The organism is Devosia sp. (assembly GCF_017307565.1).
GTDB lineage: Bacteria > Pseudomonadota > Alphaproteobacteria > Rhizobiales > Devosiaceae > Devosia.
Window position 1 is genome coordinate 1 of the sequence record NZ_JAFKHD010000318.1, and the last position, 25,097, is coordinate 25,097.

Sequence of the window (25,097 nt, forward strand, 5' to 3'; positions counted from 1 at the left end):
CAATTGGTGCGGCTGACGAGCCAGACCGATGGCGGGCTGGGACTGGCGCTGGTGATTTCGCTCGCCGTGGCGCTCTGGGGTGCGAGCGCGGGGATCAAGGCGTTGTTTGAGGCCATGAATGTCGTTTATGGCGAGGCTGAAAAGCGCAACATCATCGCCATCAATCTTCTCGCCCTGGTCTTCGTCTTCGGGGCGCTGGCCCTCCTGATCCTTGTCCTCACCGTGGTGCTGATCGTGCCGGTGGTGCTGCAGACCCTGGCGCTGGGCGGTTATGGATGGCTCGTGCGCGTCGGCTCCTATGGGATGATGATGCTGAGCCTCATCATCGCGCTCTCGGCCATCTATCGCTGGGGGCCGAGCCGGGCGGAGGCGCGCTGGCGCTGGATCACGCCGGGTTCGCTGTTTGCCACTTTTGGCATCGTCGCGATGTCGGCCGGCTTTTCCTGGTATGCGGCCAATTTCTCCAACTACAACGCCACCTATGGTTCGCTCGGCGCGCTGATCGGTCTTTTGAGCTGGATCTGGCTTTCCGTGACCATCGTCATTCTGGGCGCGGCGCTCAATTCGGAAATCGAGCACCAGACGACGGTGGATTCAACCAGCGGTGCGCCACGGCCCATGGGCGCGCGTGGCGCCTATGTCGCCGACACCGTTGGCGGGCGCTGGCCGGCCAAGGGCGGAGAGGCCGCCAAGGGGCGTCCCGCCAGCGAGGAAACGGTCAAACGCTGACGCGGCGGCCTTCGCGCGAGGAGGCAATCAGCGCGTCGATGAGCTTGTGCACGGCAAGCGCCGAATGCCCGGTGGAAACGGGCTGTCGCCCTGCCTCGACGGCATCGGCAAAGTCGGCGATCTGGGCCATGTGCCAATCGAATGGAAAGGCCATGGGGTCGGCGCCGCCGCCCGAATTGCTGGCCTCGCCGATATTTTCCTCGCGCCCGTCAAACCATTTTAGGTTGAGATTGCCGCCGGCCAGCGTTGCGCTGGCTTTCTCGAAATTGAGACTGATGCTTTCGGCGCCGCCGGGGAAGAAGGCCGTGGTGGCCATCAGGCCACCCACGGCGCCATTGGCGAATTCGAGGCCGCCGGCAACGAAGTCTTCCGTTTCCATCTGGTGGAAACCGGTGGTCGCAGCGAGCGCGGTGACGGCCTTGACCGGGCCGGTGAGGCTCAGCATCAGGTCGAGCGAATGGATCGCCTGAGTGATGAGAACACCGCCGCCATCCTGGGCGAAACTGCCGCGGCCCGGCTTGTCATAGTAGCCCTGCTGCGGGCGCCACCACGGCACGACGAGATGGGCGGCAAAGAGCCTTCCGAGTTCGCCGCTGGCGACCCTTTCCGCCAGCGCCTTGGAGGCGGCGCGGAAGCGGTGCTGAAAAATGATGCCCAGCGTCACCCCTGCCCTGTCACAGGTTTCGACGATGCGGGTGGCGGCGGCGGTCGTGCGTTCGACGGGCTTTTCCATCAGAACGTGCTTACCGGCGGCGGCAGCGGCTTCAACGAGCGCCTCGCGGGCATTGGGCGGGGTGAGGATCAGCACTGCGTCAAGATTGGGGTCGGCGAGCATGGCTTGGTAGCTCTGAGCCGCCGGGAAATCATAGAGGTCGCAAAATTCCTTGAGCGAGGCTGGATCGCGCCGCCAGACGCCACGCACCTCGATCCGATCCTTGAGGGCATTGAGCGCCAATGCGTGCGGCTTTGCCGCCATGCCGGCGCCGACCACACCCAGCCCGAATTTCCTGCCCAGCGCCATTTCCGATCTCCCCCAGAACCGTTCCATACAAGATAGACGGAGGGGTTTAGCGAAATTCGCGGGCCTTGTCGCCTGTTCTAGCTGGCGCGGCGCCAGCTTTGTTCGCCGAGGAAGGCTTCGAGCGCCTCGCGCGACATGGGTTTTGCAAAGGCATAGCCCTGGAGAATGTCACAACCGAGATCGCGCAGGATTTTGGCGTGTTCCATGGTCTCGACGCCTTCGGCGACGATCTCGATATCCATGGCCTTGCCGATATCGACGATGGAGGCCACGAGCCGGCGCTGGCTGGGTTCGGTGATGATCGGGTCGACCAATTGCCGGTCGATCTTGAGACGTCGCGGATGCAGCTTTTGCAGCGAGACGATCGAGGCATAGCCAGTGCCAAAGTCGTCGATTTCGACATCGATGCCGAGCGCCTTGATCTGCTCGATGTTCCAGGCAATGACGCCGTCGCTTTCGTCGAGATAGATGGACTCCACCAGCTCGAACGCAATGCGGCCATCGGCAATATCCATCGAGCGCAGCGTCGAGACGAGGTTTTCGTCATGAAGGCGCCGCTGCGAGACGTTGACCGAAACGCGCGGCACGCCGATGCCGAGGCGGTCCCAGCGCTCGAGATCGGCAAGAGCCTGACCGAGGATGGACTGGTCGATGGCGGCGACGACACTGAGTTCTTCGGCGATGTTCATGAAAGCGTCGGGCGCACGCAGGCCAAGGGTGGGGTGGCGCCAGCGCGCCAGGGCCTCGACACCGACCACGTCGAGCGTCTTGGCGCAGAACTGGGGCTGGTAGTGCGCGATGAAATCCTGAGATTCGAGGCTCTTGAGGATTTCGTCGGCCACGCGCTTGGTATTGATGACCTCGGCCTGCAAGGCTGCCGAGAAGAACTCGTAGCGATTGCGGCCGCGATCCTTGGCGCGGTAGAGCGCAATATCGGCATTGATCAGCAGTTGCTCGACGTCGATCTCGGGGACCACGGCCGTGGCAATGCCGACGCTAACGCCGCAGCGACATTCGTGGCCTTCGTGGTAGACGGGCTTGCGCATGGCTTCGACAAGCCGGCCAGCCAGAGCCGCCAACCCGTCTTCGCCATGGCTATTGCTGGACACCACGACAAACTCATCCCCGCCAATGCGGGCAACGAAATCCGTCTCTCGACAGGACCGGCGCAACACGGTGCTGGCATGGATAAGCATGGCATCGCCCGCCGCGTGGCCCAGGGTGTCGTTGATCTGCTTGAAACGGTCGAGGTCGATGTGGAGCAGTGCGATCGTGCCGGCGCCACCAAAGCCGTCTGCTGCATTGGCGCGCAGCGTTTCGTCGAGGTAACGCCGATTGGGCAGGCCCGTCAGGCTATCATGAAGGGCATTGTGCTCAATGCGGACGCGCGCCGCCTCTAGCTCGGTGTTGCGCGCCTCGGTCAGTGCCTTGGCGCGGCGCAGATCATCGCTGAGTGCGACGTCGGCGGTCACGTCCCAATTGATGCCCATGACCCGCTCATCGCGTCCAGATCCGTCATAGAGCACACCGATGGAACGGACATGGCGCAGTGAACCGTCCGGACGGATGACGCGATAGTCCGATTCATAGCGGCCATTGCGGATGGACTGGCGGAACTCTTTCTCGGCCCGCGCCTGATCTTCCGGATGGACGACCTTTCGCCAGTGGTCGTGGGTGCGATACCCGGATACTGCGGACATGCCGTAGATTTCGTTGGTGCGGGCGTCCCAGACTTCCTCGCCCGTTGCGAGGTCCAGTTCCCACAGACCGACCTTGGAGGTTTCTAGCGCCAGGTTAAGGCGCTGGGTCTGTTCGGTCAGCTCGGCCTCGCGGGCGCTCAGCTGGGCAATATAGGCGTGGCGCTGGCCCATCATGCGACCGGCAATGATGAAGGGCAGCATGATGAGGCACCCTGCAAAGACGATCAGCAGGCGTACAAGCCACTGGACGGACGCATTCGAGTGCCAGCCGGTCTTGGGTATGGCCGCAATTTGCCAGCTGCCGCTCGGCAAGCTCACTGTGACAAGCACAGGCTGGCGGGCGGTAAGGTTCTCGCCGAAAAAGCGGTCCCCGTCATGCCCACGGCTGTCGCTGCCGGTGATGGATATTTCGAGATCGCCCAGTGATGGGTCGTAGAGGCCGCTGTCTCTGTAGAGACGATCGACATCGATGACGGCGGATATGACACCCCAGAGACGCCGCCAGCCCTTGTCATCGGTATAAACCGGGAACCGCGCGACGAAAGCTTCTCCGCCCTGTACCAACTCCATCGGGCCGGCCAGAACCATCTTCCCGGTAAAGAGGGCTTGCTGCACGGCCTCCCACTGGCCAGGCGCACGCCGGTAGTCGAGACCAATGGCCTTTTCATTGCCCTCGCGAGGAAAGGTCATGCGGACGACCAGGTTGGGGGCCGCCGCAACGGAGCGCAGCTGACTGTCTTCTTCGATAAGATTGCTGACCAGGGCCTCGTAACGTGCCTGATCCATGTCGGGCTCGGTCGCGACAACGGCGACAAGGCCTCGCACGAGCTGCACGTTGCTGGCGACATGACCTTCAAGCTTGGCCCGGACCATCGAGATGCGACCCAGCACCTCGGCGCGGGCGCGTTCCTGGCTGATGGTTTCCGTCTGACGGTCTAGTACGACACCCGCAACGACGACGATGGCGAACGCCAATAGGGCCGGCAGGAAACTCGTCCGCCGCCAGTCCCTTTGCTTTTGCCGCCCTCCGCCGAAAACCATGTCGCCCATATGCCTACCTGGACCAGTACTGGTCGCCGCAGATCACACTAGAGCGTTGAAATTGACCAGTTCCTTACCGACAGCCTGCAATTGTACGCTTGGTAAACATCTGGCAAAGCGACGCTCCATTCGGTGCGGCGCTCCCTCGCGCTATTGAGGGGAAGCGACGCTGTTCGCGGCAAGATGAACGCATGTGGCCAGAGTAATTGAGCGCCTAGCGGCGGGTCATGACCAGATTGCGCCCGAGCCCGCCCGGAGGGATGGCAAGGGCAATGGTCACGGTGGCGGCGTCGGCGACATGCGCGGCGCGTTCGGCCCATTCAACGAGCACGAAACCATCGGGATTGTCGAGAAGGCCCAGTTCGTCGGCCTCGGCGGCATCGCCCAGCCGGTAGAGATCGGCATGCAGCACCGGGCCGCGCGGCGTGTCATAGGGCTGCACCAGGGCAAAGGTCGGCGAAGGCACTTCGAGTTCGGGATCCCCGGCGAGAGCGCGGATGGTGGCGCGGGCCAAAGCCGATTTTCCGGCCCCCAGTTCCCCTTCGAGGCTGACGATATCGCCTGGTTGCAGGAGGCTTGCCAGTTCGCTGCCGAAGGCCAGCGTCGCGTCGTCGTCGGGGAGAAAGCGCTGCATTTACTCGGCGACGCCGGCAAGCGCGCTGTTGAGCGGCAGATTGACGATGATGCGGCTGCCGCGCGCCTCGCGTTGTTCGGCCGAGATCGTGCCGCCATGGAGATTGACGAAGGTGCGCACGATCGAGAGCCCGAGACCGGCGCCGCGCAGGCGCCCACCGGCGCTCGGCGTATCAAGGCGCGTCAGAATGGCGGAGCGCAGCTCGTCGGTCAGGCCCGGGCCTTCGTCTTCGATGACGAAGAGCATGCGATCGGCACGATGGCTGACCGAAAGGCGGATCTGGCCGCCGGGCGGGGAGAAGCGGGCCGCATTGGAAAGGAGGTTATAGAGCACCTGCACGATGCGGGTACCGTCGGCGATGAATTCGGGCAGGTTGGGCTCGATATCGACGACGAGATTGGTGGTATTGCCCGACACCTCGGGGAAGCTGGCGGAAAGGCCGGCACGGGCCTTGTCGATCAGCACCGAGACATTGAGCGCTTCGGGATTGAGTTCGGCAATGCCGGCATCGACCGAGGCGAGATCGAGGATGTTGTCGATGAGCACACCCAGCGTCACCGACGAGGCGCGGATATATTCGATATAGGCCTTTTGGCGCTCGTTGAGGCTGTCGCCTTCGGTGCCGGCAAGCAGATCGGCAAAGCCGATGATATTGGTCAGGGGGCTGCGCAGTTCATAGGAGACGTTTTCGACGAACGCGTCCTTGAGGCGGTCGGCGGTGACCAGCGCGTCGTTGCGTTCCTTGAGGACCTTGGAATAGCTGGCGCTTTCGGTGACATCGAGGAAGGTCATCATCGTCTGCCCATCCGGCAGGCGGGTGGTGGCATAGTCGAGCAGGCGCCCATCGGTGCGCTCGATGCGGCCGGCCTTGTCGGTGCGCGTGGGGTTGAGGTCGATGATGTTGCGCTTGAGATCGTGCCAGATCTTGGCGCCATCCTGCAGCACCTGGCCCGAGGCGTCAGCGATCTGGTCGATATGCGGATTGGCGCCGAGCGTGCCCATCGGCAGCTTCCAGAGCGCGGAGAGACGCGGGTTGGACAGGGTCAGGCGACCATTGGTGCCGAACACGGCCACGGCCTCGGAGAGCGCGTTGATGGTTTCGCGCTGCACATTGGTCATGGCCTTGTTGGCCGATTCCAGCTCGAGGCGCTCGGTCAGGTCTTCAAAGACATAGATGACGCCGCCCTGGGTCCCGGCTGGTGCCGAGATCACCTTGACGGTGCGGCCATCGGGCAGATGCCAGGGGTCGGCCTCGAATGGGGCCTTGCGGCTGTAGCTCTCGAGGTGCTTGGCGCGCCAGGTGTGGTAGTCGACCTGATTGGGCAGCATGCCCTCGGTGCGCAGCTTGTCGAGAATGGCGCGCTCGTCGAGGCCCGGTGTCAGGAATTTGCGATCAAGGTTCCAGAGCGCGGCATAGGCCGGATTGAACTGCACGAGTTCGCGGCGGGCATTGAAGATGGCGATGGGGGTAGCGAGCGCATCGATGATGCCGGCAATGTGGGCAAAGCCGATTTCGCCGGCCACTTCCGCATCGCTCTTGGCAAGGGGGCTGAAATAGCCTGCGCGCCCTTCGGAAACCGGCACGTCGACCAGTTCGAACTGACCGGCCTTGCCGAGTGTAACCGGCTGGCGCACCGGCTCGTCGCTATTGCGGCAATCGGCCAGATGCGCCTGCAACTGCTTGGTATCGAGCAGCTCGGCTGGCGTATCGGGGCTGACCGGCTTGCCGAGCACGCGGCAGAGCTCGAGATAGGCGTCGTTGACATAAACGAGGCGATCGCCGGCATCGCGCAGGAAGGCCGGCTTGTTGAGAAGGCTGAGCAGCGCCAGGACGCTGTCGCGATCATCGGTGGTGCGGGCGCCGGTATCGGCTTCGGGCTGCAGGAAAGCGGGACGCAGGCGGATGGCGGCGCCACCGCCGGCCAGCCAGCCAGTGGCGCGGATCAGGCGGCCATCGAGCGCGCTGACGCTGGCGCTGAAGGGACGGCCCTCGACGCGCAGCTTTTCAACGAGCGAGGCGAGGCGATCGGCTTCGCTGCCCGAAAGCCAGGTGTCGAAATTCATCACGCTTTGCGGCTGGCGCCCGGGCGGCAGAACGGCGGCGGCCTGGCCCAGAAGGCGCGGCTGCAGGCCCGGCTGTTCGGGCCAGATGACGGTCAGCTCGCGGCTGCCGCCGATGAGATTTTCGTAGTCATCGACCTGGGAGCGCAGATCGGCGATCTGGGCATTGGCCTTGCGCTGGGCCAGCCGGCCCTCGCGCAGGATGCGGCGCAGCGCCGTGACGGCGACGAGGGCAAAACCGCCCGCGCCAAGCACCACCGCGACGTGAACTATACCGCCCAGATTTGCCGTAGAAGCGCCCTGTGCGAAGGCTGGGACAGCCGTCATCAGGGTGAGTGGAGCAGACGCAATAACTGCGAATCCCCAACGCTTCCGGAAGTGATCCGGCGCCATAGACTACCCTCGCTTCTTATGTTTCGCTGCAAGTCCGGCGGAACGCCGGTACGCGTGCACATGAAAGAGACGCCAACGCGGGAATCCGCTTGCGGATTTCCTGGAGCCCCCGAGCCGGTCGCGTGTCCCCCGCCAACCGATTCGCCCCACCATAGCGATGCATGGAATCGGGAAAAAGAGTCCTTATGGCTGTGCTTTGCGGGCAAAGCGCGAAGGAAGCGCTTGACCGAGAACGAACTAGAAACGATTTGTTAACCATTCGCGCCAATTGCGGCTGGACGCGCGGGGTTTCCGGCGCAGCGCAGGCAAATTGCCGCGCCCGATTCGTCCTCAGGTAGAGCCCAAAGAAAAAGGGGCCCGCCGCAGCGAGCCCCTCTTCCAAATCAATCCCCGGGGGATCAGTAGCGGTATTCGTTCGACTTGAACGGGCCGTTTTCGCTGACGCCGATATAGTCGGCCTGGGTCTTGGTCAGCTTGGTCAGCTTGGCGCCGAGCTTGGCCAGGTGCAGTTCGGCGACCTTTTCGTCGAGGTGCTTGGGCAGAACGTGCACCTTCTTTTCGAGCTTTTCGCCCTGGGTCCAGAGTTCAATCTGGGCGAGCGTCTGGTTCGCAAACGAGGCCGACATGACAAAGCTCGGGTGACCCGTGGCATTGCCGAGGTTCACGAGGCGACCTTCGGAGAGGAGGATCAGGCGCTTGCCGTTGGGCTGTTCGATGAGATCAACCTGCGGCTTGACGTTGGTCCACTTGAAGTTGCGCAGGCCAAGAACGTCGATTTCGTTGTCGAAGTGGCCGATATTGCAGACGATAGCCATGTCCTTGAGGTTGCGCATGTCGTCAACCATCAAGACGTCACGGTTGCCCGTGGCGGTGACGACGATGTCGGCGCGGTGCGCTGCTTCCTCGAGGGTGACGACCTCAAAACCTTCCATGGCGGCCTGCAGGGCGCAGATCGGGTCGACTTCGGTGACGAGCACGCGGGCGCCGGCGCCACGCAGCGATTCAGCCGAACCCTTGCCCACATCGCCATAGCCGCAAACGATGGCGACCTTGCCGGCTAGCATCACATCGGTGCCGCGACGGATGGCGTCGACGAGCGATTCACGGGTGCCGTACTTGTTGTCGAACTTGGACTTGGTCACCGAGTCATTGACGTTGATGGCCGGGAACGGCAGCTCGCCCTTGGCGTGCAGCTGGTAGAGGCGCATCACGCCCGTGGTGGTTTCTTCCGAAACGCCGCGGATGGCGTCGCGGATCTTGGCGAAGAAGCCTGGGCTCTTTTCGAGGCGACGCTTGATGGTCGCGAAGAAGATTTCCTCTTCCTCGTTGCCGGGCTTGGCGAGAACGGAAATGTCCTTCTCGGCCTTGGCGCCGTTGAGGATGTACATGGTGGCGTCGCCGCCATCGTCGAGGATCATGTTGGGGGTGAGGCCATTGCCCCAGTCCATCATGCGGTCGGTGAAATCCCAGTATTCTTCCAGCGTCTCACCCTTGTGGGCGAAGACCGGAATGCCCGCGGCGGCGATTGCCGCAGCAGCATGGTCCTGGGTCGAGAAGATGTTGCACGAGACCCAGCGGACTTCGGCGCCGAGGGCGACCAGCGTCTCGATGAGCACGGCGGTCTGGATGGTCATGTGCAGGGAGCCGGCAATGCGCGCGCCCTTGAGCGGCTGGGCCGCGGCATATTCCTCGCGGATTGCCATCAGGCCCGGCATTTCGATCTCGGCGATCTGGATTTCCTTGCGGCCGAATTCGGCCAGTGAAATGTCCCTGACCGCGTAGTCGGTCGGTTGACGGGTCATGCTCGGTCTCCGGAAGAATTTTTTCTTGCTCTTCCTATACGCAAGCACGCTCCCGCATTCAACCAGGGATATAAAGGTATGTTTATGTCTTATGAACGATAGACGTAGCGCCGACGCCGAAATGGCAGCGCACAGAAGCGGATAAGCGCGGAGAGAACCAGGTAGCCCACCCCGAACCCGCCGGCGGCATAAAAGAGCCCTTCCATGGTGACAGGCACAGCGGGCTGGTAATTTTCGAGCGTGCGACGGCCGATATCGGTATCGAGGAAGGACGGCAGGTTCTTGAAGCGCTCGATGGGATCGGCGCCCTGAATTTTCCGCAGGGTATCGCTCAGGAGGTCGTAGCGCACGAAGGTGCGCTCCATGCTCTCGCCCCGGTCAGCAAGAAAATCGTCGCTCGAGGCCTGATAGCGCTGCAGGGCCCCGCTGCGGTCGAGACCGGCATCATTGGCGGCGCGGTCGAAATCCTCGGTCACCACGCGCAGCTCGTCCACGGCGCCACCGAGGCGCTGGGTATATTGCTGCGCATATTCGGGGAACTGGCTCAGCATCACCGCGAGCCCCACACCACCGACACTGGCCACCAAGCGCCGCATGCCTTCGCCTCCCCTGCAACCACGTCACACTGCACGACCCGCTATTCGGCGGCAACCTGCCTGCGGCGGGTGTCAGAAACGGGGCGATGCACGGTCTTGATCCAATGAAATGGTTTTAGGGTTAAATCGAGCAAAGCCCGCAAAGTCGCCCAGGCCATGGCGATCCAATAGACCGGGAGCAAGATCTGGATGGGGATCAGGCGCGCCTGCCCCGTGCGGATCAGCCCCAGAATCTGCAGCGCAAAGGCGATGCCATAGCCCAGCACGAAGACCGAGAGGCAACTTACCGTCCAGAGATCGAGCCGCAGCAATTCGAGGTGTCCCATGACCATGGCGCCCATGCAGACGAGCAGAAAGCCCGTGTGCAGGAGCGGCGAAAGGATCATGCCCAGCGCCACGATTTCGAAAATGACAAAGCGCCACCAGCCGAGATCGCGGATCAACTGCCGGGGATGACGGCTATGAACGATGACCGTCTGCATCCATCCCTTCATCCAGCGCCGTCTTTGTCCCATCCAGATCTTGAGAGTTTCCGGCGCGTCTTCGAGGGTCGCGGCGCTGCTGGTGCCGCAGGCAAAGCCCCGTCGAGCCAGACGTACGCCGAGATCGGCGTCTTCGGTGACATTGTAGGCGTCCCAGCCCCCGACGGCGCGGAGGCTCGCAAGGCGGAAGTGATTGGAGGTGCCGCCCAGCGGCATCACCACGCCCCAACGACCGAGGGCCGGCAGGAAGACCGAAAAGAGCGCCGCATATTCGCCGGCAAAGAGCGCCGGCAACCCGCCCTTGCCCCCATTGGCGATGACAAGGCGGGCCTGAATGCAATGGAGATGCGGCGCCCGACGGAACTGGTTGACCACCTGCCGCAATTGACCCGGCTCGGGACGGTCCTCGGCATCGAAAACGACGACGAACTCGCCGCGACAGAAGGGCAGCGCGAAATCGAGCGCCTTGGGCTTGGTCAGCGGCATGGAGTGCGGCACTTCGACCAGCGAGAAGCGCGCATTGCCCAGGTGCCGGCGGACGGCCTCCACCGTTTTCGGCGAGCGCTGCTCGACGACAAAAATGATGTCGAGGCGATGGCCGGGATAGTCGAGCCCTCCGAGGACGCGGGAGAGTTGCTCGACCATCTCGGCTTCATCGCGCAGCGGCACGAGTACCGAATAGATCGGCAAGTCCTGCGCATCGACGCGTTCTTCGGGCGCCGTCGCCCGGTTGGGCATGAAAAAAGCAGTGAGGCGCACGAGAGCCGGCAGCAACATGATGGTGGCCCAAACCGGCATCAACCAGGCAGCCGCGAGGAAAGGCAGCGCCAAAAGCGTGACGACCAGCAGCATGACTGCCGCGGCAAAGCCAATACGAACAGCCAAAGTCAGCTCGAGGCCGGCAGTCGCTGTCGGCCAGTTGCGCACCAGCGCCTGTCTTGCCGCCACCAGCAAATCCGGCGCCGCGACACTGGCGAGATATTGTCGAAGCGCCGCAGAAGGGACGATACAGAGTCTGCGGGTCAGGGCGGGATCCGTATCGTTGACCGCGCCAAGGCGCATCAATCCGTTAAAATCGGGCGCGGCATAGGCGACCTCTTCGCCAAGGGTCGTCGCCCGGACGAAATGCACGTCGGCGAGGCGTTCGAGGCGCAGCGAGCCCGCCGAGCGGCTGCCCGCTGGCACGGTCTCGAAATAGGCAAGGCCCAAGGATACGGCCGCGCGCTCGAGCGCGGTGTTGATGTCGATATTGAGCGAGAAAGCCGCATGCAACAGCGGATCGACGTCGGTCAGCAAGGCATCTTCGAGCAGGCGCCTCGCCACGGCTTCGTCGCCGTCCGGCCCAACGATGGCTTGCATGAGTTTGAAGGCACGCGGCATGGCGCGGCCTCAGGCCGATATCGCCCCGAGCTGTCTCCGTCGCAGCGCAGAGGCCGGGATGAGCGCTCCGCTCATCCCGGTGGCCCGCCGCACATTGTACAGGGCCTGCTCGGATACCTCGATCCAGGCGGCGACAGTGGCCTTGCCGTCGACCGTGGCGGGGGCCCCGAGCGGGGTAATCCTCCAGCCCACGCTGGAGCCGTGCTCCACCATGGACAGCGAGGAAACGAATGTGACGAAGGAAAAGCCCTCGGCGAGGGCATATTCCATCATCGCGCAGAAAAGGGCTGCAGACTCCGGTGAGCGCCTCCGACCTTCGCGTCGATCGGGTCGCACATAAAAGCGCGTCCAATCGGCCCCAAGCGAAGGGTCGGCGGGGAGTGATCCATGCAAAAGACCGTTGAAGACTGTCTGCAGCAAGTTTGGTTTGTTGAGCGGGGTCACGCGCGAGCCGCCAACGAGTTCGCCACCATCCGTCACCAGGATATGAGTGGCATCCTCGTTGTCGAACGCATCGACGTCGCGACCATCCGAACGCCGCAAAGCGTCCCAGCCTTGCAGCTCAACGAAAATCTTGTGTCTTAGGCGGTAATTCTCCTCCATCAGGGGACGCATCCCCTCGCTCACCGGCGCTCGGACGATATGCACTTGCATCACCTTGCCCCCAAAGCAGCCTGCACAGCGCATGCATTTGGCACGGTCCCGCAAGCATCGGAAATCAGGAAATCTCCCAATAGCGTCGCGGGAAGTTCACGGCACAATAGCGCGCCGTTTTTTGGGGATTCGGTGTCAGAATTTCCTTTCGTGTCAGTATGAAAGCTTAAAACAGAACGGTCTTGAACCCGCTGCTGGCCGCTACCAGTTCTGGCCGTGACAGCTAGAGCGCGATGAGCTTGTGGCGGATCGCTTCGACCACCGTATGCAGGCGATTATTGGTGCCCAGACGCTTCTGCGCATTCTCGCAATGCTGATTGACCGTTCGGGCGCTCAGCCCGGTAATATCGGCGATCTCGGAGGCCGTTTTGCCGATGGCGACCCATTTGAGCACTTCCGCTTCGCGCGGGGTGATCGCGCGACGCCGGCCGTCGACGCCCATCGTATTGAGAAAGCGCAGCCGCCCATGGGCGTAGAGCGCCAGCATGTGCAATTCGAGACGCTCTTTCTCGTTGAGCCAGTCGGTGCGACCGACGAGGGAAACGACCCCCTGCATGCCCCCTTCGAGATGCACCGGCACGCAGAAACCCTGATCCATGCCGAAATCACGCGCCTCGTCCATAACCCGCGCCGCCGGCAGATCGGCTTCGCGGTCATAGGGAGCCGACGACCAGTCAAAAGGCAAAGTCGTGGTGAAGCAATTGCGCGCCACCGGGTCGAGATGAACGTAGCCCAGGCCGGTATAGCGTTGATACCATTCCGGGTCCCAACCCGAGAGCAGCACGAAAGGCCGGACGTCGACCCCTCGATCAGGGAGGCCCGATATGATGAATTTTTCGAAGCCATAGTCGCGTATAGTGGCGAGTACGACCGCACGAACACCCTCGGGGCTCTCCTGCCCCTGCAAGGTCTCGATGGTAGACATCAGGTCGGCGTTCAAAGGAAGCAGTCCCCCGCTTGCTTCAGAGCAGCAATTTTGCCGAGGGTCGAAAATATTTGCAAGCGGCATGCCGGAAATCGAGTTCTTCGATGTCCGGCATGCGTGGCATTTAGTGCTTTACATGGAACTGATGCGGATTAAATCGGTAGGCAGCCGAGCAAAACTCGCAAACGACTTCAATTTCCCCATCGACTGCCATGTCGGCCCGCTCCTCGTCCGAGAAGTTGTTGGCCAGCATTTCCTCGATCCGGCCGGCCGAGCAGGTGCAGCGCTCTTCGAGCGGCAGCGCCGGAAACACCCGGACGCCGGTCTCGTGATAGAGACGGAACAATAGCCGCTCGGGCGAGACGTCGGGATCGGCCAATTCGACATCGGCAACGGTCGAAAGCATGGCGCGGGCCTCGGTCCAGCCATCGGCTTCCTTGAATGCGGGGTCCCGGGTCTCGGGATTGTCGAAATCGCCATCGCCCGGCAGGTCGGCCATGCGGGCAATACCGCTTTCGGGCAGATGCTGGATCAGCATGCCGCCGGCGCGCCAGCGCGGACGATGATCGCCCTTGACCGACATCTGCGCCACGGCCAGGCGCACCTGGGTCGGGATCTGCTCAGACTGCAGGAAATAGGTATGCGCCACCTCTTCAAGGCTATTGCCGTCGAGAGCGACGATACCCTGATAGCGCTCGGTATGCGGCCCCTGGTCGATGGTCATGGCAAGGTGCCCCTTGCCGAGCATGTCGGCCGGGCTCGTGCGGCCTTCTTCGGCCGCCTTGACCACCATGTCGTGGTCGAAGCGGGCATAGCCGCGCATGCCATCGGGCGCCTCGAAGTCGACGACGATCAGGTTCACCGGACCATCGGTCTGGGTCTGCATGATCAGCCGGCCTTCAAACTTCAGCGACGAACCGATAAGCGCAGTCAGCACCACGGCTTCGCCGAGGAGGCGTGCAACGGGGGCGGGATAATTGTGGCGCGAGAGAATGGCATCGAGCGAGGCGCCAAGATGCAGGATGCGGCCGCGCGTATCGAGCTTTTCGAGGGTGAAGGGCACCACGGCATCGTCGCCGGTCTCGGGGCGATCGAGGCCCATGGCGGAAAGGAAGCTGTCAGTCATGGTCGTCGGTTCCGTCGTCATTCAATCAGGCTTTCGGGTGAGGCTACGCCCCGGGAGCGAAACGCGCCACTCACCATTCCCGCCAAGCCACTATGTCCGCCAAAGCGGAAATCCCCGCTTTCGCGGGGATGACTTTGTTTTGCGAGGAACGGCGGCGCGAGAACGCGCCTAGTTCGTTTCAACCCCGAAGGCCCAGCACAAAATGGCTTTCTGGGCATGGAGGCGATTTTCGGCCTCGTCGAACACTACCGACTGGGGACCATCGATCACTTCGTCGGTCACCTCGTCGCCGCGATGGGCGGGCAGGCAGTGCATGAACAGGGCGTTCTTATCAGCCAAGCCCATCAAATTGGTATTGACCTGATAGGGTTTCAAGACCCGGCGGCGCTCGGCGGCATCGACGTCGCCCATGGACACCCAGGTGTCGGCGATGACGAGATCGGCACCCTCGACGGCTTCGCGCGGGTCCTCGATCAGCTTTACGTACTTGCCGGCCCGGTTGATGTCCTGCATCAGGTCCTTTTCGGGCGAATATTCGTCCGGCACGGCAATGGTCAGCTCGCATTCGAACAGCTCGGCCGCGTTGACCCAGGAGTGCAGCACATTGTTGCTGTCGCCAACCCAGGCGACCTTGGCGCCCTTGATATTGCCGCGGTGCTCTTCAAAGGTCATGAGATCGGCCATGATCTGGCACGGATGCGCGCGACGGGTCAGGCCGTTGATAACAGGCACCGTGGCGCCCTCTGCAAGCTCAAGCAGATCGGCATGGCTGAGGATGCGGATCATGATCGCATCGACATAGCGGCTCATTACCTTGGCGGTATCGGCGAGGGTCTCTTCGCGTGACAGCTGCATTTCCTGGCCGGAAAGCATGATGGTCTCGCCGCCGAGCTGGCGCATGCCGACGTCGAAGGAAACGCGGGTACGGGTCGACTGACGCTCAAAGATCATGGCCAGCACCTTGTCCTTGAGGAGAAGTGGCCGATCGCCGTCCTTGAGGCGTGCCTTCAGCGCGCCTGCCTGGGAAAGCATGCCGCGCAGTTCGGCATAGGAAAAATCATCGATGGAAAGAAAATGCCTGGGGGTACCGGTCGTTGACATGGGCCGGGTTCCTTTTTTGACGCTTATTAAATTGTAGCGGCCGCAGCCGCAGTTATGCACTCTGCCCCAAGGGCCTGCCTCCCGGAAGTGGATAAGGTATCCGGAAGGCACCCGGCCTCAGCAGGGCGGAGGGAACAAACCGCGTCGGCGACGCCCAAAGTGATAAAACGTCAACATGACAATCAGCTCGCCGCTGGAGCGGCTGCCGCTTCCGCCTCGATGGCGTCGAAGGCGGCAGACAGCTTTTCCATGGCCAATTCGATATCGGCCTCGGAGACGATCAGGGGCGGCAGGAGACGCAGCACGTTGTCGCCGGCGCTCATGGTCAGGATGTGGTGGTCGTCGCGCAGACGGGTCACCATGTCACGCACGGGCGTTGCTATCTTGATGCCGGCCAGCAGGCCCTTGCCGCGCAGTTCGAGCACGTGATCGGGATATTTCTGCGCCAGCTGCTGCAGGTGCCAGCTGAGGCGCTGGCCCATGGCGTTGACATTGTCGATGAAGCCGGGGGCGAGGATACGGTCGAGCACGGCATTGCCGACGGCCGTCGCCAGGGGATTGCCGCCATAGGTCGAGCCATGCGTGCCCGGCACCATGGATGCGGCGACATCGCCCTTGGCCAGGCACGCACCGAGCGGGAAGCCGCCGCCGATAGCCTTGGCCACGGCCACGATATCGGGAGTGATCCCCGACCACTCATAGGCAAAGAAGCGGCCGGTGCGGCCAAAGCCACACTGCACTTCGTCGAGAATGAGCAGCATGTCGTGCTCATCGCAAAGGGCGCGCAGGCCCTGCATGAACTCGCTCGACATGGCGGTGACGCCGCCCTCGCCCTGCACGGGCTCGATGAGGATGGCGCAGGTCTGGGGCGAGATCAGCGCCTTGACGCTATCGAGATCGCCGGGGGTCGCGTGCTTGAAGCCTGGCGTTGCGGGCCCAAAGCCCTGCAGGTAGTCCGGATTGCCGCCGGCCGCGATCGTGCCCAGGGTCCGGCCGTGGAAGGAGCCGGTAAAGGCGATCACTTCATAGCGGTCGGCCTGGCCCTTGGCCCAGAAATAGTGACGGGCCGTCTTGATGGCGCATTCGAGCGCCTCGGCACCCGAATTGGTAAAGAAGACGGAGTCGGCAAAGGTAGCATCGACCAGCCGCTGGCCCAGCCGTTCCTGCTCGGGAATGGTGAAGGTATTGGCCGTGTGCCACACCTTGTCGGCGGCAGCCTTGAGCGCGCTTACCAGGTGCGGGTCGGAATGACCCAGGGCATTCACGGCAACGCCCGAATGAAAGTCGAGATATTCTCGGCCATGCTGGTCAAAAAGGCGCATGCCTTCGCCGCGCTCGAAAGAGAGTTCGGAACGGGCGTAGGTGCCATAGAGCGCAGACATGGGAGGCTCCCCTTTCAGGTTCGGGAGGGTGGTATGCAAAACCGTGGCAAAGCTGCCACACAAATCAAAAACGCGCCCCCTTGGCAGCGCGTTTCGCGGGAAGAATTAGGCGTTTTTCACCCGAGAAGTCAACGCTCTCCGGCCCAAGTGCCTGATTTGACTCATTGATTGTTAGCGAAAAATTAACCACTGATTTTTGGGGGGAAAATGCCCCCGACTCTTGATCCCGATTCCTGCCATGGCGTAGTGTCTAACCCGTTGGGGAACACGAGATATCGTGTGGCGGACCCACTCAGCATACGAGCTGTAGAGTCGAAAAGGCTGCCAGGCCACTTTGGCGGCACAGAAAAGGATTCTAAGTTGACGATGGTTACCTCAGCGCAATCGAATGGCTGGACCGACGAGCGCGTCGAGCTTCTTAAGAAGCTTTGGATGGAGGGCCTCAGCGCCAGCCAGATCGCCGGCGAGTTGGGCGAAGGCGTCACGCGCAATGCCGTCATCGGCAAGGTGCACCGCCTCAAACTTTCTGCCCGTGCCAAGCCCACCAATACCACACCGCGCGCCCGCCCCGCCCCGCGTCAGGCGCCGCGCCGTCCCGCAGGCCCCAGCATTTCTGCCGGTGCCAGCACTATTTCCGCTGCTGCCAAGCCGCGCCCGTCCATGCCGCGCCCGCAGGTCATGGGTGCAACGGCGCTGGCCATCACGCCCGATATCGAGCCCGATCTCTATGTCGCGCCGGCAAGCCAGGAACTCTTCATTCCCGAGGACAAGCGCCTCAGCCTGCTGCAGCTCAACGAGCACACCTGCAAGTGGCCGATCGGCGATCCGCTGACCAAGGATTTTTATTTCTGCGGCCAGCACAGCCTCGAAACCGGCCCCTATTGCGAGTTCCACTCGCGCCGGGCCTATCACCAGCTGGACAAGAAGAAGCGCTGATCCCTTCAGCGCCTTCCAAACAAATGGGCGCCGCAAGGCGCCCTTTTTGTTTTCCGGTCACGTTCACATCGCATCGAGCGCCAGTTTGCCCGCATTGGGATCCCGGCCGATGACGACAGGCAGGCCGTGTCGCTCGGCGATGACCCTGCGGCCAAAATGGGTAAGCTTCAGTCCGTGTGGGGTGATCACGCCGAGCCCATGGAAGCAGATGGCGCGCAACACCTGCCAGTCGACTTCCTTCTGCGGTGCCACCGTCATGGCCAGCATGACCACATGCTCGGCGAGGGTCAGCTGCTCCCACCTGATCCGGTCCGGCTTTTGATAGAGAGCCACTTCGTCCTCCACGACAGCACCTCGATCTTTCCCCAACGTGCCGAACTGTCGGTGGTTGCGCCGCGCCCGCATTTCCCTCTTCACGGATGGCCGAAAAGCAAAAGGCCCCGGCGCAGGCGCGCGGGGCCTTTTTTTTTTCGGAAGCAAGGACCGCGTCAGGCGGCCGAGAGCACCAGTGAGCAATTGATGCCGCCAAAGGCGAAGGAATTGCTGATGCCGATGCGGCCCGAAATCGACTGAGCCGTGTTGGGCACGCAGTTGATCGGGTGCATGGCCGGATCGGGCTCGAGGAAGTTGATCGTCGGGGGAGCAATCCCCTCGTTCAGCGCCTTGACCGTCACGATGGCTTCCACCGCGCCGGCGGCGCCGATGAGGTGGCCATGGATGGGCTTGGTCGAGGAAACAGCGAGCTTGTCCATGCCGCTGCCGAAAACCAGGGACAGCGCCTCGGCCTCTGCTACGTCATTGGCGATCGTCGCCGTGCCGTGGGCATTGCAATAAGCGATATCGGCGGGCGTGAGCCCAGCACTTGCAAGCGCCTGGCTGATGGCCGCGGACGAGCGGACGGGATCGGCGCGCAGCAGATCCTTGGCGTCGCTGGTCGTGCCATAGCCGCGCAGCATGCCGACGATCGGCGCGCCGCGCTCTTCAGCGAGATCAAGCCGCTCGAGCACCATGACGCCGGCGCCTTCGCCCATCATCATGCCGTCGCGACCCTTGGAGAAGGGACGCTGCGCAGTCGGCGTCAACACGCGCAGCATTTCCCAGGCCAGCATCGAGGACGGAATGACCATGGCTTCCGTGCCGCCGACAATGGCGCGGTCGACGATACCGGCGCGGATCAGCTGCAGACCGAGGCCAATGGCCTGGGCCGAGGAGGAGCAGGCGCCCGCTGTCGCCAGCAAGGTGCCCGTGATGCCAAAAGCCATGGCGACCTGGCAGGCCGCGGCATTGGGCATGATCTTGGGGATCGCCATCGGATCGCCGCGCGTGCCGGCGGTGAAGGAGCCATACATCGAGGCTGTGGTCTCGATGCCGCCAATACCGGTGCCGATGATCAGCGCGACGCGATCACCCCATTCGCGGGGCTCGGCCTTGGCGGCCGTAATGGCTTCCTGGGCTGCCGCAATGGCAAGGCCCGAGAACCGATCAAGCGTGCGCAGCTGGCTGGGCGAGAAATGCGCCGCCATATCGAACGGCGAGCGCGCCGCGATCCGCACGTGGCTGCGAGCAAATTCGTCGCCATCGAGGCGCGAAACCTTGGCCTCGCCATTGCGCACAGCCTGCCAGAGGGCATCGACGCCCATGCCGGCAGCCGTGACAGCGCCCATGCCGGTGATGGCAACCGGCACGCTCACTGTGCAGCGCCCCCGGTGGCAGCCTTGGGCGCAATGGCCGCAGCAGCCGGTTCGGCCGTCTTGATGCGCGCCACGAGCAGGTCGAGCAGCTCGGACAGCGTTTCAACGGTGCTCAGCTCTCCGTCGATCGGCAGATAGATGCCATACTTTTCTTCGATGCCCATGAGCAGCATGACCACATCGAGCGATTCAAAGCCCAGCGAACGGAAGCTGGCTTCCGGCACCAGCTTTTCGCGCTCGACATTGCGTTCGGACATGATCAGCTGGATGATTTCTTCGCGCAGGACATCATCCGACGGCAGGGCGCGGGGGGTAGAAGCGGGGGTACCCGTTTCGCTCATGATAGCTCCTCAAATAAATCCGCCTGAGTCCGTGATGCGGAAACCGCAAATGCCGGGGCCTCAGGTATATATATCGGCGGCACCGAGCGCCACGATCACAATACTGTCGCCGGGCGCGTTCACACGGTCAATAGGCTGGTGCTGAAGTTACGGCAAGCAGAAGTGGGCCTGCTTTGCCAACAAGTCGTCAGCTCATTCCGTTTGCAGAGAAAATGTCCCCGAACACTTTCCCGGCGAAACGCTGCCCGATAAGCGCATGCACAGCCCCATCCGGGTGCAGTGCATCAGGCAGGGGCAGCTGGGCATTGTCGGCAGGACCATAAAGCTCGAGCCCATCGAGATAGTGGATATTGGGGTCGCTGGCGGCCCTTTGAGCGATGATTTCCTGCATTTTCTGGCGAATGGCGACCAGCGTCAGCTTGCCCCGCGCCGCCTCTTCCGCATTGCCTTCGGCGCGGAACAGCAGGCGCCCTTCCGCCAGTGCGGCAAAGTCGAACTGGCAAGGGCCGGGCGTCGTCTCGTGGATCGGGCAGTAGATCGGCGACACCACAACCAGCGGCGTTTCGGGATGCCCCTCGCGGATCGTATCGAGAAAGCCGTGCAGAGCCGGCCCAAAGGCACGCATCCGCATGAGGTCGACATTGACGAGGTTGATGCCCATCTTGAGGCTGATCAGATCGGCAGGCGTGTCGCGCATCGCCCGCGCCGTGAACGGATCGAGCAGCGCATTGCCGCCAAAGCCCATATTCACCAGATCCACATCACCCAACGTCGCCGCCACCGCCGGCCAGATGCCGGTAGGCGAAGTGGCATTTGAGCCCTGGCTGATGGAGCTACCATGGTGCAGCCAGATTTTTTGTGGCGCGACGGGGACGAGATCGGCATCCGCCCGCAGCGCCACAAGCTCAAGCATCTCATCATGCGGCAGCCAGATTTCGACCAGCTTTTCTCGTACGGGCAGGTTTTCGAACCGCAACAGCTGAACCTCGCCCGGCTCCAATACCATGGAAGGCGGCGCCATGCCGATGCGCATGATCCGCCCGCCGAGCGCAGTTTTCTGCTGCACGAGTTCGCCATCGATCCTGAGATCAAAAACTCCATCAGGCCGCGCTGGCATGCCGGTGTAGACGCGCTTGGTCGGCAATACGTCCATTTCAACTAAGCTCGCCGTCGTTCTGAATTTGAGCCTGACACCCGAAGGCTGCCGCTCCGCCATGGAGAACCCGGCATCCTCATTCTGCTTTCGTGCGCCGGCCGGCAGGCGATGTGGCTGCAAACCCGTCTCGGTCCGCTCCAGCTCTTGCGCGCCGAAGAGCAGGTCGGCCGTAATGGCAAAGGTCTTCATTTTCTCATCCAGCTTTGGAGCGTCAGGTCGAGCGCATCGAGCCCGCGCTGCCAGGAAAGATCGGGCTCGGGCTGGCTATGGGCAAAACTGCCGCCGCGCTCGAGCAGCGAAAAACCAAGGAAGAACGAACCGAGTAGCCGCACCGCATGCACCTGATCGGCCTCGGAAAGCCCATAGCCGCGCAAGGCCGCGAGCATGGTCCGCGCCAGCCGCACGCCGCCGCTACCCGCCGCCTGCTCTATCGAAAGCGGAAACCGCGCCGCCTCGAACAGCCCCGGATGTTCTCCAGCAAAGCGCCGATGCACATCGGCCAGCACCGCCACCGCCTCTTTGCCCGCGCGCCCCACGACAGCCTCATCGGCCCGATCCGCTAGAAGGTCGAGCGCCAGCAGGGCGACGCCGGCCTTGAGGTCATCCGAGTTCCGCACATGGGAATAAAGACTGGCAAGCTTTACATCGAACTGGCGAGCCAGCGCCGCCAGCGTGAGGGCAGAAAATCCCTCGCTATCGGCAAGGGCGGCTCCAGCCTGGATCAGCTTTTCCCGCGAAAGTCCCGCGCGCGGCATATTCAATTCCTAATGTTATTAGTTTTTTCCCTAATACCATTAGTTTTAGCGAAACGGCAAGCGGCTATCATCACACCCAACCGGCGATGAGAACGTCAGCGAATGCTGCTATATCCGCCAGCGACGCCTTTGGGTGAGAGTACGACCTGCCAGAGGTTGATCTTGCGGGCGCGGAACGTGGCGGCAAAACTCGAAAGGTAATAGCGCCACATGCGCCGGAACCGCTCGTCATACTTCTCCCCCTGCAGCGCCGGCCAGGCGGCATCGAAATTGTCGCGCCAGGCCAGCAGCGTCCGGTCGTAATCGGCACCGAAATTGTGCCAGTCCTCCATGACGAAACGGCCTTCCAGAGCCCTGCCGATCTGGGGGACGGAAGGCAGCATGCCATTGGGAAAAATGTATTTTTCGCTCCAGGGATCGCCATGGGTCGTGGACAGATTGCCGCCGATGGTGTGGAGCAGAAAGAGCCCATCGGGCTTGAGCAGACGCGCCGCCTTTTCGAAAAAAGCGCGATAGTTCTTGTAACCCACATGCTCGAACATGCCGATCGAGACGATCCGGTCGAACTGGCCGTCGAGCGCCTGATAGTCGAGGAGCCTGGTTTCGACGGGCAGTCCCCGGCTCCGTTCATTGGCCAGCGCCGCCTGTTCCTTGCTGACCGTGACGCCGAGCCCGGACACACCATATCGCTCGGCCGCAAATTTCAGGAACCCGCCCCATCCCGAGCCGATGTCGAGGATATGCATGCCGGGCGCGAGGCCCAGTTTCCGGCAGATGAGGTCGAGCTTGGCCTCCTGGGCCGCTTCGAGATCGGCAGCGTCCTGCCAATAGCCGCAGGAATAGATCATGCGGCTGTCGAGCATGGCGGCATAGAGATCGTTGCCGATGTCATAGTGCTTTTCTCCGACCTCGGTTACCCGCAGGCGCTGGAGATTGAGCAGGCGCCCCTTGGCGAGGCTCCACATGACGGCCAGATCCCTAGGGAAAGCATCCTGGACATTGCTGCTGACGAGGCGGAAGAGGAACTCATCGAGCGCCTCCGCATCCCACCAGCCATCCATAAAACTTTCGCCCAGCCCCAGAGTGCCATCGCGCAGCAATCGCGCCCATAGTCGCTCATTGTGAACCTGCGGCGACCACGGCGCGGGGCCGTTGATTTCCATACCGATGGCCTTGAGCCGGTCGGTGACGAAGTGCTTGGCAGAACTGGACATGGCAACACCAGGAGGGGTCGGCAATGCGGCAAGGTTACCTCCATCGTTGATTGACGATCAAGCCCTCGCACAAGCCGCGCAAAATCCGGGTACACTCTTTGTTCACGAGCCGGTAAAGTCCCGCCCGGACTGAAAGGGAATCGTCTCATGCATCTGCTGCTCGTCGATGGCTCGGGTTACATCTTCCGCGCCTTCCACGCCTGGCCGCCACTCAGCCGCAAGTCCGATGGCTTGCCGGTCGGCTGCGTGCAGGGGTTCTGCAACATGCTGTTCAAGCTCACGCAGGACATGGACGCCGACGAAGCGCCCACCCACATGGCCGTCATTTTCGACGCCAAGGGCAAGACCTTCCGCGACGACCTCTATCCCGACTACAAGGCCCAGCGCCCGCCGGCGCCGGAAGAACTCGTTCCGCAATTCCCGCTGACCCGCTCGGCCACCCGCGCCTTTTCCATCCCCTCCATCGAAATGGAAGGCTGGGAAGCCGATGACATCATGGCGACCTATGCCGTGATGGCCCGCGATGCCGGCTGGAAGGTCACCATCGCCTCGTCCGACAAGGACCTGATGCAGCTCGTCGAGCCCGATGGCTCCATTCGCCTCCTCGACACCATCCCCCGCCCCGGCCAGCCGCCGCTGCGCTGGATCGGCCCCGATGAGGTGTTCACCAAATTCGGCGTCACGCCCGACAAGGTCATCGACGTGCAGGCGCTCTGCGGCGATAGCGTCGACAACGTCCCCGGCGTGCCCGGCATCGGCGTCAAAACCGCCGCCGAACTGATCAATACCTATGGCAATCTCGAAACGCTGCTCGAACGCGCCACCGAGATCAAGCAGAACGCCCGCCGCGAAAAGCTGATCGCCAATGCCGATCTCGCGCGCATTTCCAAAAAGCTCGTGACGCTGGAGCAAAAGGTCCCGGTCGAAATCGACCTTGATGGCCTGATCCGCCAGCCCATGGCGCCCTCGGCCCTGTTCCCGTTCCTCAAGGCAATGGAATTCGCCACGATCACCAAGCGCATGGCGACGCTGCTCGAAGCCAACCCAGACGACTTTACGGCCGATCCTGAGCTTGCCGCCAACAAGGACAACCCCGTCCCCGGCGCCCCGGTCAAATCGACCTCGCTCTCGGTCGCCAAGGCAAAGCTCGCCGCCAATGTCGTGCCCGGCTCCGGCCCCGCCCGCTTTGCCGCCGAAGAGCATGCGCGCGTAAAAGCCGTTCCGGTCAATTACGACGACTATGAAACCGTCACGACCCCAGAACGCCTCGCCGCCTGGGTCGCCAAAATCGTCGATGTCGGTCTCGTCTCCATCGATACCGAAACCACGGGCCTTGATCCGCAGGTGGCCGATCTCGTCGGCATCTGCCTCTCCACCAAGATCGGCGAAGGCTGCTATATCCCCGTCGGCCACGCCCTCCCCGGCGACCTTCTTGGCGGCGGCGGCCTCGTCGAAGGCCAGCTCCCCATTCGCGACGTGCTCGAAGCGCTGAAACCGGTCATCGAAAGCCCGGCGATCCTGAAAATCGGCCAGAACGTCAAATACGACATGGAGATTTTCTGGCGCTACGGCATCTCCATGGCGCCGATCGACGACACCATGCTCATTTCCTATGCGCTCGATGGCCCGCGCTACAATGGCATGGACGTGCTCGCCGACCATTGGCTCAACCACAAGACCATAACCTTTTCCGAGCTCGCTGGCACCGGCAAAGGCCAGAAAACCTTCGACCAGCTCGAAATATCAGCCGCCGCGCGCTATGCCGCCGAGGATGCCGATATCACGCTGCGCCTATGGCACATCCTGAAGCCGCGCCTCGCGGCCGAAAATGCCACGACGCTCTACGAAACGCTCGAACGCCCCCTCGCCCCGGTGCTCGCCCGCATGGAAGCCCGCGGCATTACCGTCGATCGCCAGATTCTTGCCCGCCTCTCGGGCGACTTCTCCCAGCGCGCCGCCGCTTTCGAGGCGGAAGCC

General features: G+C 62.7%; 21 protein-coding genes. 3 read left to right on the top strand and 18 right to left on the bottom strand.

Annotated features, from left to right (window positions below):
- Positions 1–729, top strand: a 729-nt coding sequence (locus tag J0I64_RS10575) for a YihY/virulence factor BrkB family protein (protein WP_291407922.1), incomplete at its 5' end; no start/stop codon positions are given.
- On the opposite strand, the gene J0I64_RS10580 is transcribed toward J0I64_RS10575, so the two are convergent.
- The 12 genes from J0I64_RS10580 to J0I64_RS10635 all read right to left on the bottom strand — a co-directional run bounded on the left by J0I64_RS10580 (position 719) and on the right by J0I64_RS10635 (position 17,027).
- Positions 719–1,750: a Gfo/Idh/MocA family oxidoreductase gene (locus J0I64_RS10580; RefSeq protein ID WP_291407924.1), complete on the bottom strand. Its 1,032-nt coding sequence runs from the start codon at positions 1,748–1,750 to the stop codon at positions 719–721. The two genes, J0I64_RS10575 and J0I64_RS10580, sit on opposite strands and share 11 nt — an antisense overlap.
- A 77-nt stretch (positions 1,751–1,827) precedes the next feature.
- Positions 1,828–4,500 carry an EAL domain-containing protein gene (locus J0I64_RS10585; protein WP_366933735.1) on the bottom strand — a complete coding sequence of 891 codons (2,673 nt, stop codon included), beginning with the start codon at positions 4,498–4,500 and terminating at the stop codon, positions 1,828–1,830.
- A gap of 205 nt (positions 4,501–4,705) precedes the next feature.
- Positions 4,706–5,125 carry a tRNA (adenosine(37)-N6)-threonylcarbamoyltransferase complex ATPase subunit type 1 TsaE gene (gene tsaE, locus J0I64_RS10590; protein WP_291407926.1) on the bottom strand — a complete coding sequence of 140 codons (420 nt, stop codon included), beginning with the start codon at positions 5,123–5,125 and terminating at the stop codon, positions 4,706–4,708.
- Positions 5,126–7,513 carry a PAS-domain containing protein gene (locus J0I64_RS10595; protein ID WP_291407928.1) on the bottom strand — a complete coding sequence of 796 codons (2,388 nt, stop codon included), beginning with the start codon at positions 7,511–7,513 and terminating at the stop codon, positions 5,126–5,128.
- Between the two features lie 464 nt (positions 7,514–7,977).
- Entirely contained in the window at positions 7,978–9,381 is a 1,404-nt protein-coding gene (gene ahcY, locus J0I64_RS10600) for an adenosylhomocysteinase (RefSeq protein ID WP_291407930.1), read from the bottom strand.
- A gap of 89 nt (positions 9,382–9,470) precedes the next feature.
- Positions 9,471–9,977 (bottom strand): DUF2937 family protein, encoded by a 507-nt coding sequence (locus J0I64_RS10605; protein ID WP_291407932.1) that lies wholly within the window; start codon positions 9,975–9,977, stop codon positions 9,471–9,473.
- Between the two features lie 41 nt (positions 9,978–10,018).
- The gene (locus J0I64_RS10610) at positions 10,019–11,839 is read right to left on the bottom strand and encodes a glycosyltransferase (protein ID WP_291407934.1); all 1,821 of its coding nucleotides are present in this window, start codon (positions 11,837–11,839) and stop codon (positions 10,019–10,021) included.
- A 9-nt stretch (positions 11,840–11,848) separates the two neighbouring features.
- Entirely contained in the window at positions 11,849–12,487 is a 639-nt protein-coding gene (locus tag J0I64_RS10615) for an acyl-homoserine-lactone synthase (protein WP_291407936.1), read from the bottom strand.
- A gap of 229 nt (positions 12,488–12,716) precedes the next feature.
- Positions 12,717–13,418 (bottom strand): LuxR family transcriptional regulator, encoded by a 702-nt coding sequence (locus tag J0I64_RS10620; protein ID WP_291407938.1) that lies wholly within the window; start codon positions 13,416–13,418, stop codon positions 12,717–12,719.
- Between the two features lie 124 nt (positions 13,419–13,542).
- Positions 13,543–14,544 (bottom strand): Hsp33 family molecular chaperone, encoded by a 1,002-nt coding sequence (locus J0I64_RS10625; protein ID WP_291407940.1) that lies wholly within the window; start codon positions 14,542–14,544, stop codon positions 13,543–13,545.
- A 168-nt stretch (positions 14,545–14,712) separates the two neighbouring features.
- Positions 14,713–15,645, bottom strand: a complete 933-nt coding sequence (gene argF / locus J0I64_RS10630) for an ornithine carbamoyltransferase (RefSeq protein WP_291407942.1) — start codon at positions 15,643–15,645, stop codon at positions 14,713–14,715.
- A 182-nt stretch (positions 15,646–15,827) separates the two neighbouring features.
- Positions 15,828–17,027, bottom strand: a complete 1,200-nt coding sequence (locus tag J0I64_RS10635) for an aspartate aminotransferase family protein (protein WP_291407944.1) — start codon at positions 17,025–17,027, stop codon at positions 15,828–15,830.
- A 366-nt stretch (positions 17,028–17,393) separates the two neighbouring features.
- On the opposite strand from J0I64_RS10635, the gene J0I64_RS10640 reads away from it, so the two are divergent.
- Entirely contained in the window at positions 17,394–17,963 is a 570-nt protein-coding gene (locus J0I64_RS10640; RefSeq protein ID WP_291407962.1) for a GcrA family cell cycle regulator, read from the top strand.
- 63 nt (positions 17,964–18,026) lie between these two features.
- Here the strand turns inward: J0I64_RS10640 and J0I64_RS10645 are convergent, their stop codons facing one another.
- The 6 genes from J0I64_RS10645 to cfa form a co-directional block, all read right to left on the bottom strand.
- On the bottom strand, positions 18,027–18,296 hold the full coding sequence (locus tag J0I64_RS10645) for a hypothetical protein (RefSeq protein ID WP_291407946.1): 270 nt from the start codon (positions 18,294–18,296) through the stop codon (positions 18,027–18,029).
- A gap of 155 nt (positions 18,297–18,451) precedes the next feature.
- A complete protein-coding gene (locus J0I64_RS10650) occupies positions 18,452–19,654 on the bottom strand; it encodes a beta-ketoacyl synthase (RefSeq protein ID WP_291407948.1) in 1,203 nt (400 codons plus the stop codon).
- Positions 19,651–19,995 (bottom strand): phosphopantetheine-binding protein, encoded by a 345-nt coding sequence (locus J0I64_RS10655; protein ID WP_291407950.1) that lies wholly within the window; start codon positions 19,993–19,995, stop codon positions 19,651–19,653. Before J0I64_RS10655 ends, J0I64_RS10650 begins: the two co-directional genes overlap by 4 nt.
- A 187-nt stretch (positions 19,996–20,182) precedes the next feature.
- The gene (locus tag J0I64_RS10660) at positions 20,183–21,340 is read right to left on the bottom strand and encodes an SGNH/GDSL hydrolase family protein (RefSeq protein WP_291407952.1); all 1,158 of its coding nucleotides are present in this window, start codon (positions 21,338–21,340) and stop codon (positions 20,183–20,185) included.
- Entirely contained in the window at positions 21,337–21,906 is a 570-nt protein-coding gene (locus J0I64_RS10665; RefSeq protein ID WP_291407955.1) for a TetR-like C-terminal domain-containing protein, read from the bottom strand. Before J0I64_RS10665 ends, J0I64_RS10660 begins: the two co-directional genes overlap by 4 nt.
- Positions 21,907–22,001: 95 nt before the next feature.
- Positions 22,002–23,120, bottom strand: coding sequence for a cyclopropane fatty acyl phospholipid synthase (cfa, locus tag J0I64_RS10670; RefSeq protein ID WP_291407957.1), 1,119 nt, complete (start codon positions 23,118–23,120; stop codon positions 22,002–22,004).
- 147 nt (positions 23,121–23,267) lie between these two features.
- Between cfa and J0I64_RS10675 the strand changes: the two genes are divergently transcribed.
- Positions 23,268–25,097, top strand: a 1,830-nt coding sequence (locus J0I64_RS10675; RefSeq protein WP_291407959.1) for a 5'-3' exonuclease H3TH domain-containing protein, incomplete at its 3' end; no start/stop codon positions are given.